At 65.2% G+C, this 12531-nt stretch carries 18 protein-coding genes; 5 read left to right on the top strand and 13 right to left on the bottom strand.

Annotated elements, in window-relative coordinates:
* Nucleotides 1-23: 23 nt before the first annotated feature.
* Nucleotides 24-380 (bottom strand): hypothetical protein, encoded by a 357-nt coding sequence (locus ACVWZA_RS21070; protein WP_457313406.1) that lies wholly within the window; start codon nucleotides 378-380, stop codon nucleotides 24-26.
* Nucleotides 381-503: 123 nt separating this feature from the next.
* Between ACVWZA_RS21070 and ACVWZA_RS21065 the strand changes: the two genes are divergently transcribed.
* Nucleotides 504-1088, top strand: coding sequence for a hypothetical protein (locus ACVWZA_RS21065; RefSeq protein WP_457313405.1), 585 nt, complete (start codon nucleotides 504-506; stop codon nucleotides 1086-1088).
* A 141-nt stretch (nucleotides 1089-1229) separates the two neighbouring features.
* Here ACVWZA_RS21065 and ACVWZA_RS21060 read toward each other — a convergent pair whose 3' ends face one another.
* The 4 genes from ACVWZA_RS21060 to ACVWZA_RS21045 all read right to left on the bottom strand — a co-directional run bounded on the left by ACVWZA_RS21060 (nucleotide 1230) and on the right by ACVWZA_RS21045 (nucleotide 3869).
* Nucleotides 1230-1634 carry a hypothetical protein gene (locus ACVWZA_RS21060; protein WP_457313404.1) on the bottom strand — a complete coding sequence of 135 codons (405 nt, stop codon included), beginning with the start codon at nucleotides 1632-1634 and terminating at the stop codon, nucleotides 1230-1232.
* A gap of 188 nt (nucleotides 1635-1822) precedes the next feature.
* A complete protein-coding gene (locus tag ACVWZA_RS21055; protein ID WP_457313403.1) occupies nucleotides 1823-2539 on the bottom strand; it encodes a DUF4886 domain-containing protein in 717 nt (238 codons plus the stop codon).
* 93 nt (nucleotides 2540-2632) lie between these two features.
* Nucleotides 2633-3232, bottom strand: a complete 600-nt coding sequence (locus tag ACVWZA_RS21050) for a hypothetical protein (RefSeq protein ID WP_457313402.1) — start codon at nucleotides 3230-3232, stop codon at nucleotides 2633-2635.
* Nucleotides 3233-3254: 22 nt separating this feature from the next.
* Nucleotides 3255-3869 (bottom strand): TetR/AcrR family transcriptional regulator, encoded by a 615-nt coding sequence (locus tag ACVWZA_RS21045; protein WP_457313401.1) that lies wholly within the window; start codon nucleotides 3867-3869, stop codon nucleotides 3255-3257.
* Between the two features lie 48 nt (nucleotides 3870-3917).
* Here ACVWZA_RS21045 and ACVWZA_RS21040 point away from each other — a divergent pair, with 48 nt between their 5' ends.
* From ACVWZA_RS21040 to ACVWZA_RS21030, 3 genes are read left to right on the top strand one after another with little or no spacing between them, the layout of a single operon-like run.
* Nucleotides 3918-4376, top strand: a complete 459-nt coding sequence (locus ACVWZA_RS21040; RefSeq protein ID WP_457313400.1) for a VOC family protein — start codon at nucleotides 3918-3920, stop codon at nucleotides 4374-4376.
* Nucleotides 4377-4387: 11 nt separating this feature from the next.
* On the top strand, nucleotides 4388-4762 hold the full coding sequence (locus ACVWZA_RS21035; RefSeq protein WP_457313399.1) for a nuclear transport factor 2 family protein: 375 nt from the start codon (nucleotides 4388-4390) through the stop codon (nucleotides 4760-4762).
* A gap of 14 nt (nucleotides 4763-4776) precedes the next feature.
* On the top strand, nucleotides 4777-4986 hold the full coding sequence (locus ACVWZA_RS21030; RefSeq protein ID WP_457313398.1) for a hypothetical protein: 210 nt from the start codon (nucleotides 4777-4779) through the stop codon (nucleotides 4984-4986).
* Here ACVWZA_RS21030 and ACVWZA_RS21025 read toward each other — a convergent pair whose 3' ends face one another.
* From ACVWZA_RS21025 to ACVWZA_RS21000, 6 genes are read right to left on the bottom strand one after another with little or no spacing between them, the layout of a single operon-like run.
* Complete coding sequence (locus ACVWZA_RS21025; protein ID WP_457313397.1) at nucleotides 4987-6522, bottom strand: hypothetical protein; 1536 nt, start codon at nucleotides 6520-6522, stop codon at nucleotides 4987-4989.
* Between the two features lie 26 nt (nucleotides 6523-6548).
* A complete protein-coding gene (locus tag ACVWZA_RS21020) occupies nucleotides 6549-6797 on the bottom strand; it encodes a hypothetical protein (protein ID WP_457313396.1) in 249 nt (82 codons plus the stop codon).
* A 3-nt stretch (nucleotides 6798-6800) separates the two neighbouring features.
* The gene (locus ACVWZA_RS21015) at nucleotides 6801-7556 is read right to left on the bottom strand and encodes a DUF899 domain-containing protein (protein WP_457313395.1); all 756 of its coding nucleotides are present in this window, start codon (nucleotides 7554-7556) and stop codon (nucleotides 6801-6803) included.
* 11 nt (nucleotides 7557-7567) lie between these two features.
* Complete coding sequence (locus ACVWZA_RS21010) at nucleotides 7568-7996, bottom strand: SRPBCC family protein (RefSeq protein ID WP_457313394.1); 429 nt, start codon at nucleotides 7994-7996, stop codon at nucleotides 7568-7570.
* Nucleotides 7993-8334, bottom strand: coding sequence for an ArsR/SmtB family transcription factor (locus tag ACVWZA_RS21005; RefSeq protein ID WP_457313393.1), 342 nt, complete (start codon nucleotides 8332-8334; stop codon nucleotides 7993-7995). Before ACVWZA_RS21005 ends, ACVWZA_RS21010 begins: the two co-directional genes overlap by 4 nt.
* A 32-nt stretch (nucleotides 8335-8366) precedes the next feature.
* Nucleotides 8367-8819 carry a hypothetical protein gene (locus tag ACVWZA_RS21000; protein ID WP_457313392.1) on the bottom strand — a complete coding sequence of 151 codons (453 nt, stop codon included), beginning with the start codon at nucleotides 8817-8819 and terminating at the stop codon, nucleotides 8367-8369.
* A gap of 36 nt (nucleotides 8820-8855) precedes the next feature.
* On the opposite strand from ACVWZA_RS21000, the gene ACVWZA_RS20995 reads away from it, so the two are divergent.
* Entirely contained in the window at nucleotides 8856-9656 is an 801-nt protein-coding gene (locus ACVWZA_RS20995; protein ID WP_457313391.1) for a helix-turn-helix domain-containing protein, read from the top strand.
* A gap of 104 nt (nucleotides 9657-9760) precedes the next feature.
* Here ACVWZA_RS20995 and ACVWZA_RS20990 read toward each other — a convergent pair whose 3' ends face one another.
* Together ACVWZA_RS20990 and ACVWZA_RS20985 are read right to left on the bottom strand one after the other, a co-directional pair.
* Complete coding sequence (locus ACVWZA_RS20990; RefSeq protein WP_457313390.1) at nucleotides 9761-11215, bottom strand: helicase HerA domain-containing protein; 1455 nt, start codon at nucleotides 11213-11215, stop codon at nucleotides 9761-9763.
* A 167-nt stretch (nucleotides 11216-11382) separates the two neighbouring features.
* A complete protein-coding gene (locus ACVWZA_RS20985; RefSeq protein ID WP_457313389.1) occupies nucleotides 11383-12246 on the bottom strand; it encodes an HpcH/HpaI aldolase/citrate lyase family protein in 864 nt (287 codons plus the stop codon).
* Nucleotides 12247-12531: the final 285 nt, after the last annotated feature.

Raw genomic sequence — 12531 nt, 5'->3', positions numbered from 1 at the left:
CCGTGCCAGGGGGGTGCCAGATTTCAGTTCCACTGCGCGGGCTCCCGCCCGCGCAAAAACCCGCGGCTCTTGCCATCGACCACGAGCACCGGCTTCTTGCACAGATCCCGATCGCGGAAGAGTTGTTCGGCCGGGCGATCGCCCAGCACGACGCGCACGTCCCAGCGGCACCCCGGCGCGGGCAGCACGATCGCCAATTCGCTTTTGTCCTGGATATTGTCCGATGCGCGCTCCGGTCCCCAATGATCGCTGCTTGCCGGCGAGAGGTTTACGCCGCGCAGCACGTCGCCAGATCGATTCTGGATCGTCACCTTGAGCGGCGGGACCATCGCTGCGCACAACATCAGGCCCGCCATCGCGGCGATACGAAGGATTGGCATTGCGCGGTGTCCTGTCATTGCAACCCGGATCGTAACGCGCCCGATTTTGCCGACATCCTTCGATCGCATGACGATCGGATTGCTTTGCGCGCGCTAAGCCGTGCATCGAAACGGGAGTATTCCATGCGCGCACTCATGCTTGCGACATTGCTGTTTGGCTGCGGTACGGCGGCTGTGGGCCAGATCCAGAGCCAGAAGCCGATCCGCCCCGCGCAGAAGCCGGCGACGCAACCGACGCCCAACGTCTTCGTCCCCAACACGGTGCAGGATGCCGGCGCCCTGCCGCCCAAGCCGAGGGACGCGGTGCCCGGAGGCGCGATCGGCGCATCATGGGACCGCAAGGCTTGGATCACCACGATAGACGGCAAACGCAACAATTTCGTCTTTAGCCTGGGCAGCGAGCATGTCGTTCGCGGCAGCGGGTTGAAGGGCGTCGTCGGCGCCTGGATCACAAGCATGCGCCTGCCGCCCGGCAAGGGCAAATATGAAAGCGTCGGCTCGGTCCTGGCCGTGGTGCGTGAAAGCGATACGGAATTGGTGTTGCGCGTGACGCCGATCGCCGGCGGCAAACTGCCCTGGTCGCGGCTCAACGATCATCAAGCCCCGCCCCGCCTCAAGCTGCGCGTCGATGGCGGCGCGCGTGAGATCAATATCGTGTTCTTCAAGGCGGAATATCATTGCGCCGCCGGTGAGCCGAACTGCGCATGATCGCCACGCTCCTCATGCTGTTCGCCGCGCAAGCACCCGCTGCGAAGCCCGTGGAGCCCGCGCCTTATATCGGCAAGTTCATGGTCGGCTATCAGCCGATCTATTGCCGCCAGGCGCCATGCCCGCCGGGTCATTACAAAATCATGATTCCGGGACAGCCGGCTGTATCGGTGAGCAGGATCGTCTATGATCCGGAGACGCCATTGGCGCTGCGTCTGTCTGCGCAAGGCGGGGGCACTTGGCCCGACGGCCTCGCGAATTGAGGATCGCGGTCGATGCCATGGTCAGCGGGATCTGCACCGTTGGCACGCGCGGATAATCGCTCGATACCTCGACCAGATTCTTCGACACGCGCCTGACGGTGATCGCGACCCCGGACTGGGATCCGCCGCGCGTATCGGCGACGACCGATCCCTCATAGGTGCCGGCGGCTCGATCGGCGAGGTCGGGCTTGCGTTGCACGTCGGCGGCGGACGCGGCGGTCGGGGGCAGGGCGGTTGCGGGTATCGCGGCGAGCAGCAACAGCGTCAGGATCGGGGATCGCATCGGGCTTCTCCTTGTCTGGAAACCAGGTGATGCGACGACCACGAAAGCGGCACATCCCCCGATCGCAGGGCAAAAAATCTCCCCGGCACGAGGAGGGGGACCAACGAAGCTGGTGGAGGGGGCGTGCCGGCAACGCTGCGCATGCGTCACGTCCCTTCACCCCTCACCGTGTCGGAGAGGCGTTTACATCACCTCTTTGCCAATTGCTCATATGCCGCCCGCTGCAATGCCACCGCCTCGCTCGGCGATATGCCCAGTTCGTCCGCCGCGCGTTCCCTGGCGCCAAGCGTGCGCGGATCGATGCCGGTGATCTTCCCGAACACCATCAGCGCTTCGAGATAATAGCCATAGGTGCTGCCGTGATACTGGTCATAGGTCCAGAGGTCGACCTGGCCGAAGGTTTTGCCGTCGAACGGGTCGGGGTCGGCCACGCCATCGGCCATCGCGCGGGTCCAGGCTTCGCCGACCGGGATCACGCCATCGATGTCGCGCGACGACCGCTTCGCCAGCTCCGAGGCTGCGCGCAGGTCGGCGGTCATCGCGGTAACCGGCTTGCCCAGCCACGGACTCTTCTTTTTGTACACCAAGTCGGCCCGTGCCCAGGTCGAGACGAGCTCGACATCGACCGCCGGATTGGCGGCCGTGAACATGGCGGCGAGCAAGCCAGCATTGGTGACATGCGAGCGTGGATCGCCCGGCACGTTGCGGTCAAGTACGCTATGGCCCTGCAGGATGACCACGTCCCAGGCGCGGTTGAGCAACGCGCGCTTGGTCTGGTAATGCTTGTCGAGGCCTTGGCCGCCGATCGTCTCCAGGCTGACGGCATAATCGAGCCCGGCTTGCTCGGTGAAGGTCTTGAACAATGCCGGCATGCCACCGACGCGTTCGTCGTTCAGGTCGGTCACGGCGTCGGCGGATCATCATCTCGTCCCTTTAGAATCGCTTCCGCCAGCGTCGCTGGCCCCGCCCTGCAGGGGTGGAGCAATCCGCCATCAATCTCACCCGTCAAGATCGAGCACCCACTCTCCGCTCGCGGGAATCCTGCTCGTGGCAGTGGGCCGCCCCTCGGCGGTGATCGTCGAAAGCTCGACCCGGATGCGCCATTTCGTGCCCGGAAACCGCGCCAGTGCGATGTGATATTCGCGGACCGGCGTCGGTAGGAAGGTTCGCGCGGCAAATGAATCGACGCGCGAGACATTAGCGACCCAGCGGTCATTGTTCCACCAGATCCAATCGTCGGTCGCCGCAGGAACCCGCCGCTCACCGAGCTTTGCCGATGCGTGCAGGTCGATCGTCCGGCCACAGCCCGGCGAGACGAAAAGGTCGGTAAACCCCGATTGCCGGCCGGCAAAGGCAACGGCGATATGGAGATGCCGGGCCGTGCGCCTGATATGGATGGTGCCGGCATCGGGCACTTCCCTGACCAGCGCGCCCTGCCATTCGTCAGGCGAGATCACGCCATCAATCATTGCCGCTGCGTCGGTCCGTGGCACGCGCAAAACAGGAATGCGGTCATCACTACAGGCTGACTGCGCCTGGACCGGCGTGGCGACGATGGCGAGGGGAAGAAACCAGGCGGGCGGGGGAGCACTGCGCATGCAATATCCTTTGTGCGGCATTTCAGCGGCGCAACTGCATCCCGCGTTCGATCCCGTCGAATACAGTATCGACGACCCCGCTTGCAAAGCTTTCGGAAAGCGGCTGGTGCCCGATCAGCAGCCGGTAGAAGACCGGGCCGTAAATCATGTCGAGGATCGTCTCGATTCCATCCGCCACGTCGACGATGCCCGCCGCCTGCGCCGCGTCGAGGATCGCCCGACCTGTCTCGCGCGACTTGAGGATGATCTGGCTGCGGAATGCCTTGGCCAGTTCGCTTTCGCTGTCGGCCGACGCCATGGTCAGCGTGATCTGCCGGCCCCGGCTGGTCGCGAATGCCACCACGACCGACCGCAGATGCGCGATTAGTGACGCGCGCGCGGATACGCCCGGCGCGGACGCCGGCTCGGCATCGGGACGGGCGATAAAGGCCGCCATCGCCAGTTCCTGTGCGTTGTTCCAGTATCGGTAGATGGTCGGCTTGCCGACCCCGGCGCGCGCCGCCACCGCCTCGATCGTCAGGCGGCCGAAGCCATCATCCATCAGCAGACGATAGGCGGCTTCGAGGATCGCCTTGCGCGCTTTTTCACTGCGCGGTCGGCCCGCTTTACGTGGCGTTGGTAGAGGCGCTTGACTCATTACGATACGAAACGTAACGTAATTACCAATAGCCGTCAAGGAATCGTTATGTCGTTTGCCCAATCCAGTCCGACAAGTCTCAGCCCCCATCTGGCGATGAAGGATGCCCGCGCGGCGATCGATTTCTATATCGCCGCATTTGGCGCGACCGAGGATTTTCGCCTCGTCGATCCGGTCGATGACCGCATTGGCCATGCCGAACTGAGCTTCGGCGCGACCAGACTGTTCCTGTGCGACGAATATGCCGAATTCGGCTCGGTCGGCCCCGACACGCTCGGCGGATCGCCGGTCCAGCTGCATCTGAACGTCTCCGACGCCGACGCGTTCGCCGCCATCGCAGTGGCGCATGGCGCGACCGTGCTGCGTCCGGTCAAGGACCAGTTCCACGGCCATCGTTCGGGCCTGCTTGCCGATCCGTTCGGGTATCGCTGGTTCATCGACGCGAAGATCGAGGATGTGCCGCCGGACACGCTGCAACAGCGCTGGTCCGCCTCCACCGATATCTGACGGGAACCTTGATGACTGATCAAACCGCCTTCTTCACCGCGCTCGAGGATGATTTCAACGCCGCGATGGTGTCGAACGATGTCGACCGCATCGCTGCCTGCATCGCCGACGACTGGGCTCTCGTCACGCCCGAGATCGGCCCGGTGAGCCGCGAGCGCATCCTGTCGGTGATTGGCAATGGCATGCTCAGCCACGACATGATGGTCAAACAGGTCGTGCGGGTGAAAGTCTATGGCGACACCGCGGTGGTCACCGGGCGCGGCCAGAACAGCGGCGCGTTCGACGGCAAGTCGATCAGCGCCGACGAATGGATCACCGATATCTATCGTCGCGACGGCGACCGGTGGCTTTGCGTGCTGACTCATCTGACTCCGGCGCAGAACTGAGACTGGCATTCGGCTTGCGCGGCTTCACCGTCGATCAGGGCGACGATGCGGCATCGCCGCACAGCTATGCCAACAAGCGACGGTTGCGCGACGTCCGCATGCTTTTGAAACTGCCCGCCGATGCTGATCTTGCCGCCGTGGATGCCGCGACCCTGCGCGCGACCGCCGCCGCCGAACTGCGCGCCGACACCGCGCGGCGAAAGGCACCCAAGCCGGCAGGTTGATCAGTATTTTCCGTCCGGGCCGTCGTCCTTTCCCGCTTCGGCGATCGACCTCGCGAGTTCGGACCAGGGCGTCGGGCCGATATGCATCATGAAGAACCGCTCGGGCTTCAATCCCTCGCGCGCCGTCGCGTCGGTCACTTCGCTCACTGCCTGCGGAAAGGAATAGCCGCGCTCGCCGCCGCCCTGAAACGGGTCGCTGCCATAGAGCAGCCGGTGATCGGGAAACCAGATCATCATCTGCCGCTCGCTGACCTCGCCGTGGAGCGGATAGATCACCATGCGGTTCGCACCCGTGCCCAGCGTCGTCGCACCGCTTATCGGTCGCAGGATCGCCTGTCGCGGCTTGCGCTGCAGCGCGTCGGGACGGCTGGTATAGGGCGCCGCGATCACGCGCTTGAGGATCGGCGCATTGATGTCGAGATGATAGATCGGAATACCCGCCGCGACATATTCGCGCACGCCGGCCAGATGCGGCCATGAATCGGACGTGGTGATCACCGCTTTGACCGGCACGCCGGGAAATCGCCGCCGCGCCTCGGCGATCGACTTGGCCGCATAACCCGATGAGATCGGCGCCTCGATGATCACCACACCGTCGTCTTGGCGTACGAAGGTGACGTTCCAGGCGCCGGGCACCAGCACGATTCCGGGGGCGAGATCGACCGGCGGCTGGCGCGTGCTGCCGAACGGCATGTCATCGATGCCGATCGGCGCGGGCAGGGCGGCGAACGCGGTGCGGATCTCCGGCGTGATCTGCAGCTCGGCCTCGGTCGCCGGCGTCTCGAGACTGAGCTTGCTGATCGCCCAGCTGCCTTCGGGGAGGCCGTTGCGCGACACGTCCCATTGCAGCGGCATCTTCACGCCGCCCTTGCCGATCCACCAGAAACTATACGAAGTGCGCATCACCGTATCGCCGAGGAAGCGCCAGTAACCGGCGCGCGCCAGTGGTCCGGCGTAATCCATCGCGGTCGGCAGATGCGTGTAGCGATCGAGGAAAATCGTCACCGGTGCGCCATCCAGCGTGAATGCGATCACGTCCTGCACCACCGACTGCAGCATCGCTGCGGGCATTACGTGCGCGTCGGGTGCGTCGAGCGCGGTCAGCAGCAATCGTTCGGGGCTCAGTGCCAGCGTTTCGCGCGCCAGCGTCACCATCTCGGCGGTACCGGGGCTGCGTGTGTCGCCGGCTAGGCGCATCGCGGCGCTTTTGTCGGCGACGAATCCGGTGGTGAATTTCGCCACCGGATAGATTGATGACTCGGTGACGCTGCGCTGCCGGCCGCGCTGATGGTCGTGCACGTCGCTCACCATCTGATGCTCGACGATATAAGGGCCTTCGGGGCGCTCCGACTGTTCGAGCATGTTGCGATACCCGGTGGCGCTCCAGCGCACCGTGCCGATCGTGCGCAGCGTCGCTTCGCCGCCCTGTGCGGTCAGCGCCTGCCGCAGCAACGCGCCCGCGGCGGGGTCGGCGGCATGCGCCGGCGCGGTCATGCCCAGCGCCGCCAGCGCGATGATCAGCGGCCGAATGATCATAACCAACCCGCGAACCCTCTTGCCATTCAGCCCCCGGTCGGGCGGCGCACCGCCATCCCGGCATGATCGCCGCAAATCGACCGCAACGATGCCGCGACGACGTCGCCCCGGCTCATCGTCGGATCATCGGGTACGCTCATCGCCAATGCAATGATCGGCGCAACCGCAAACAGGACGAACGACATACCCAGGCATACAAACGACACGTGACGAAGACGGCGCCACACGCTGGCCAGCCCCGCCACGACCAGCGCCACCAGCCCGCAGCACAGCATTGCTCAGGCCGCCGCGGCGATCATCGCCGCGCTGAGCGGGCGCGTGCGACCGTCGTGTTCGTACTGGTCGTGGCGTTTCAACCAGTCGCTCATCATGCCTGTTTTCGTCTCGTTACGGCCAAGCGGCGCCACATCGAGAAATGCATAAACGCCAAGGAATTTTTCCAACCCGCGCGCATAGCAGGAAAAGGTCCGGTAAGTCGCGCCGTCGGTATCGCGATAATAGACGCTCATCCCCGGTAGCTCGTCTATCTTCGGGTCGGCACACGGCTCGAAATTATAGAAAATGCCTTCGTCGCGTTCGCCATCCGGGAAGGATACGAAATGATCGAAATTGAAATCGCTCCGCCCCGATGAGACCCAGCGGAAATTCCACCCCATGCGCCGGCGATAACTCGCGATCCTGTCGATCGGCGCGCGCGACACTGCGGCGAAACTGACATCATTATGTTCGAAATGCTGTCGCGCGCCGTCGACATGGTCGGCCATCAGCGAGCAACTCGGGCACCCCTCGTCCCAGTCGGGTCCGAACATGAAGTGATAGACGATCAACTGGCTGCGCCCGTCGAACAGGTCGGCGAGCATCACCGGCCCGGTCTCGCTCTCGAACATATACGGTTTGTCGACCTTCACCCAGGGCAAAGCGCGGCGCTCCGCCGCGATACGCTGCTGCTCGCGCGTCACCGCTTTCTCCTCGACGAGCAATGCGCGCATCGCGTCGTTCCACTCCGCTTCGGACACGATCCGGTGGGGGGGCATGGTTTATCCTTTCATTTCCGCGTCGAAAAATAGCGTTCGAGCTTGTCGAGCGACCCGCTCCAGCCCGCCTCATGGCTGATTACCGTGTCCGTGTCGGGCAGGCGCGCATGGGTGAGAGTCAATTCGGTTCCCTCGGGAATCTCGCGCAAATCCATTTCGAGCCGCGTCTCCAGATCGACATCGTCGGTCCATTGCCAGGACATGACGAGCCGACGCGGCGGATCGTTTTCGAGATAGATGCCGAAGCTTTCATGCTCGCTGCCGTCGAGCATCGCGAAGCGTACGCGGAACGCGCCGCCGACGCGCACATCGGTCTCGGCGATCAGCACCGGCCCGGCGTCGGGACCCCACCAATGGGCGATCCCTTCGCCCGTGGAGATCGCCTCGAACACGGTTTCGGGGCGCGCGCGAATGCGCCGGACCAACGTCACGCTGGTCATTTCGTCGCTTCTTCCGCTTCGACATAGGCGGTCAGGCGATCGAGACTCGCCGACCAGAAGCGCTCGTAACGACGCAACCAACTCATTGCTTCCTCCATCGGTTCGGGCGCCAGGCGCACCGCGACGGTCCGCCCGGTCTTGGTTCGCGTGATCAGTCCGGCATCGCCGAGCACGTCGAGATGCTTCATCACCGCCGGCAACTTGATCGCGAACGGTCGCGCCAGATCGCTGATCGATACCTCGTCCTGCTGCTCAAGCCGTGCGAGGATCGCGCGTCGGGTCGGATCGACAAGGGCAGCAAAAGTGCGGTCGAGCTGCGTGGTTTGTTTGTTCACCATATAGTGAACTATCACGCCGTTCGAACAACTTGTCAACCGACGATCGCGTCGATCAGCCGCTGGTCCTGATCATGCACCCAGCATTCGATCAGCAACCCGTCCACTACGCGATAGGTCAGCAGGCGTTCGACCTCGACCGGCTCAATACCCTGCATCAACCGTTCGCGCGCGACGATCGCGCCGAGCCCGTCGCCTACCATGATCGCGCTGATTCCGATCAGCCGTCGCCGCGTCCGGGCGGTGAAGGCCGCGAGAATCTTCAGCGCGTTGGCCTTGCCGACATGATCGCCCGACAGCGTGTTGCGGCCGAAATAATGCAGCGTGAACCCGCCATGATAACAGGCCGCGATCCGCGCCGTGTCGCCGCTGATCCACGCGTCGGCGTAGCGCGACAGTGCCGCGCGGATCTCCGCATCGCTCGATCGCGCCGCCGCCATCGCCGGTGTCGGGCCGACCGCCCCGATCAGGGAAATTGCCTTGAGCATGGTGCGTCTCGTCCACGATTGTTGCATGACCGGCACATGGCAAGTTCCGCACCGTCACGCTTTCACGAAGCGGCTGAATCCGCAGCGCGTGTTTTCGCCTGGGGCGCGCGCGCGATCTATCTCGGTCCGGCGCTGAACTTGTCGGCGCATCGCAACGCCGTGGCGGTGGTCGCGCTTGGCCTCGACCACGCGTTCGGGGTCGCCGACCCCCCGGCGGGGTCGTCCGGCTGGTACCGGCGTTGCCGCAGCGCGGTGATCCCGCCTGGTACGCTGCATCATTTTGCCGTGACGTGCGGCCGCATGGCGTTCCTCTATGTCGATCCGTTCAGCGACGATCTGTTCCGCCTGCGCGCCTCCGCCGCGACGCCGATGCCGCACGCCGCGTTCGACCTGGCGCAACAGGATCCGCTGATCCGCATCATGACCGCGCTCGCCGATCGTCGAGCGGATTGGCCCGCGACCCGCGCCGCGCTCGAACCGCTGCTCGCCGGGCCGGCCCGCCGCCCGATCGATTCCCGCGTCAAAAGCGCGCTGGCGATCCTCCATCGCGACGCGCAGGAACGCACCACGCTCGAAACGCTCGCCGCTCATGTCGGCTTGTCCGAATCACGCTTGCGCCATTTGTTCAAGGACGCGACCGGCGTGCCGCTGCGCCGCTATCGCCTGTGGGTCGCGATGCGCGCCGCGCTCCAGACCATGGCGCGCGGCGAGTCGCTGACCCAGGCGGCGATGGACGGCGGCTTCGCTTCGTCCGCGCATTTCAGCAGCGCCTTTCGCGACATGTTCGGCATGGAACCCTCACGCCTCGCCAGGGGCCGGATGGCGATGGGCGGCTGATATCCGAAGCCTGTCCCGCAAGACGGCCGCAGCGCAGCCGGATGGTCAAGTCATTCAAGCAGCGGCTGGAGTCTCCGACTGGAACCATCTGAATCGGAACGATATCAGGCCGCGTCCGCCGCCGCCGTGGTCCAGCCCAGCCCGGGAATCGTGATCGACCGTCGCCCCGACAAATCGGTGCGCGTGACCAGTATGTTGCGCCCCTCCATATAACTCATCACCCGCCGCGCCCGGCCAAGCGAGCTGGTGCCATAGGTCCGCGCGACCTCCTCGTCGCTCGGGCACGGCTCGCCCTCTTTCGCCGCACGCGCGACCAGCAGGAACGCGCCGAGCATATCGTCGGGCAAGTCGTTCGCGGCACGGATCACCTCCGCCCATTCCTGGTCCAGCCCGCCAAATATCCCCGCCCGCGCCGCCGCCAGCCGCCGCGCGAAAGCCGATGGCGTCAACGGCACGCGATAAACCCCCGCCATCCGGCACCGCACCTGGAAATCCTGGAACAGCACCGCCGCCGTGCGCGACGCCGCATCGGGATCGGCTACGATCGCGCGCATCACCGCGATGATCACCGCCTCGATATGCGCCGGATCCTCCGCCGGCTTGCCCGACACGGGCTCCGCCTCCACGGCATGCGAGATCCGCTCGATCAACTCCTCCGCCGGCGCGGGGCGCGGCGGGGGCGGGGGCGCCAGTGGCAACATATCCTCCAGCCCCTCGAGCAGAAACTGCTTCATGTCCGCCGCTGGAGCGCTCGGCAGCGGCGTCAGCACCGGGCTGCTGCTGCGCGCGGAGGTATCGACCGCGCCGATGCGGATCTCCACCGGCCGCCGCGACACCGCCGGCCCCAGCGCCAGGAATGTGCCGCGCTGCAGATCGCGGATCGCCTCCGCCTGACGCCGCTCCATCCCCAACAGATCGGCCGCCCGCGCCATATCGATGTCGAGAAAGGTCCGCCCCATCAGGAAGTTCGACGCCTCGGCCGCGACATTCTTCGACAGCTTGGCCAGCCGCTGCGTCGCGATGATCCCGGCCAGCCCGCGCTTGCGCCCCCGGCACATCAGATTGGTCATTGCCGACAATGACGCGCGCCGGATCTCCTCCGACACCTCGGCGCCCGCGGCCGGCGCAAAGATCTGCGCCTCGTCAACCACGACCAGAGCCGGATACCAGAACTCGCGCGGCGCATCGAACAGGCCGGACAGGAACGCGGCGGCGCAGCGCATCTGCCCCTCCATCTCCAGCCCTTCGAGACTGAGCACCACCGACGCGCGATGCTCGCGACAGCGCGCCGCGAACCGCGTCACTTCGCTGACCGAATAAGCCACCGCCTCGATCGCGGTATGCCCGTACGGCCCGGCCAAGGTGGTGAAGTCGCCTTCGGGATCGATGATGATCTGCTGCACCTGTCCGGCGCTCCGTTCGAGCAGGCGGCGGAGCAAATGCGACTTGCCCGACCCCGAATTGCCCTGCACGAGCAACCGCGTCGCGAGCAATTCTTCGAGGTCGATCGGCACGCTTTTACCCGCGCCGTCGGTGCCCATGTCCACCTGAAACGTCATGCGCGCGACATGGCCGATGCAGGGGTGAAGGAGCAAGAGGTAAGCGTCGGACGGCCTTCTAAATTCCTCCCCCGGAACCGGGGGAGGGGGACCGCAGGCCGACGGCGAGGGGTGGAGGGGGCGCCCTCCACCAGCTTTGCTGGTCCCCCTCCCCGTGCCGGGGAGGATCAGGAAGAAACCAGCTCCCACAAAGCAATCACCGCCTCGGCCTCAACCAGATGCAACCGTTCCACCATCCGCCCCTCGACCCGAAGTGCCCCCTTGTCCGCATTCTCCGGCAACGCGAACGCCGCCACGACAACCCGCGCCGCCGCCGCCTCGTCATCACTCGGCGTAAACACCCGATTGCACACCGCAATCTGCTTGGGGTGGATCAACGTCTTCCCATCGAACCCGAACGCCCTGGCCTGCCGGCACTGCGCCTCCAGCCCAGCCTCATCCTCGATAGAGTTATAGACCCCGTCCAAAATCGTCAGCCCATGGGCCCGCGCCGCCGCTACCGACTGCGCCAGGAATCCCAGGAACGGCACCCGCTCGACATCCAGCGTCGCGTGCATTTCCTTGGCCAGGTCGTTGGTCCCCATCACCCACGCCGTCAGCCTTGTGGTCCGCGCCTGCGCCGCGATCTCCTCCAGCCGGAACATCGACCGCGCCGTCTCGATCATCGCCCATAGCCTGGTATGTTCGGGCGCGGCGGCGATCGCCGCGTCATAGGCCGCGACCTCCGCCCCATCATTGACCTTGGGCACCAGGATCGCATCCGGCCCGGCAAGCGCCAGCGCGGTCAGGTCGTCACGCCCCCATGGCGTATCGATCCCGTTCGCCCGCACGATCAGCGCCCGCTGGCCAAACCCGCCCTCACGCACCACCGCCACCGCGGTCTCGCGCGCGGCGGCCTTGGCCTTGGGCGCCACCGCATCCTCCAGGTCGAGCACCACCGCATCACACGGCAATTCCCGCGCCTTCTCGATCGCACGAAGGTTAGAGGCAGGCATATACAACAGGCTGCGTAAGGGGCGGGGATGGGTCATGGCCGTCTTCATACCGCTAAAACCACCTTGGTCGATGATCCGTTACAACCCCCACTGCCGTTCGTTTCGAGCGAAGGCTCTCTCGAGCGAAGTCGAGAGATCGAGAAACAAACCTTCGCTCGAAACGAATGGCAGGGGCAGGCGCCCGCCAGCTCCCCAAACGCAACACCTCCGCGTCCTCCGCGCCAAACAGAGGTGGCTCGGTTTGTTTGAACAGACCCGCGTGCTCGTTAAGTGGAGCGTCTGCCGGTTCATGCCGCTGCGAGAAGCGGTTGGTTGAAGTAG

The organism is Sphingomonas sp. UYAg733 (assembly GCF_054057355.1).
This window is presented reverse-complemented; position numbering and strand designations above follow the sequence as displayed.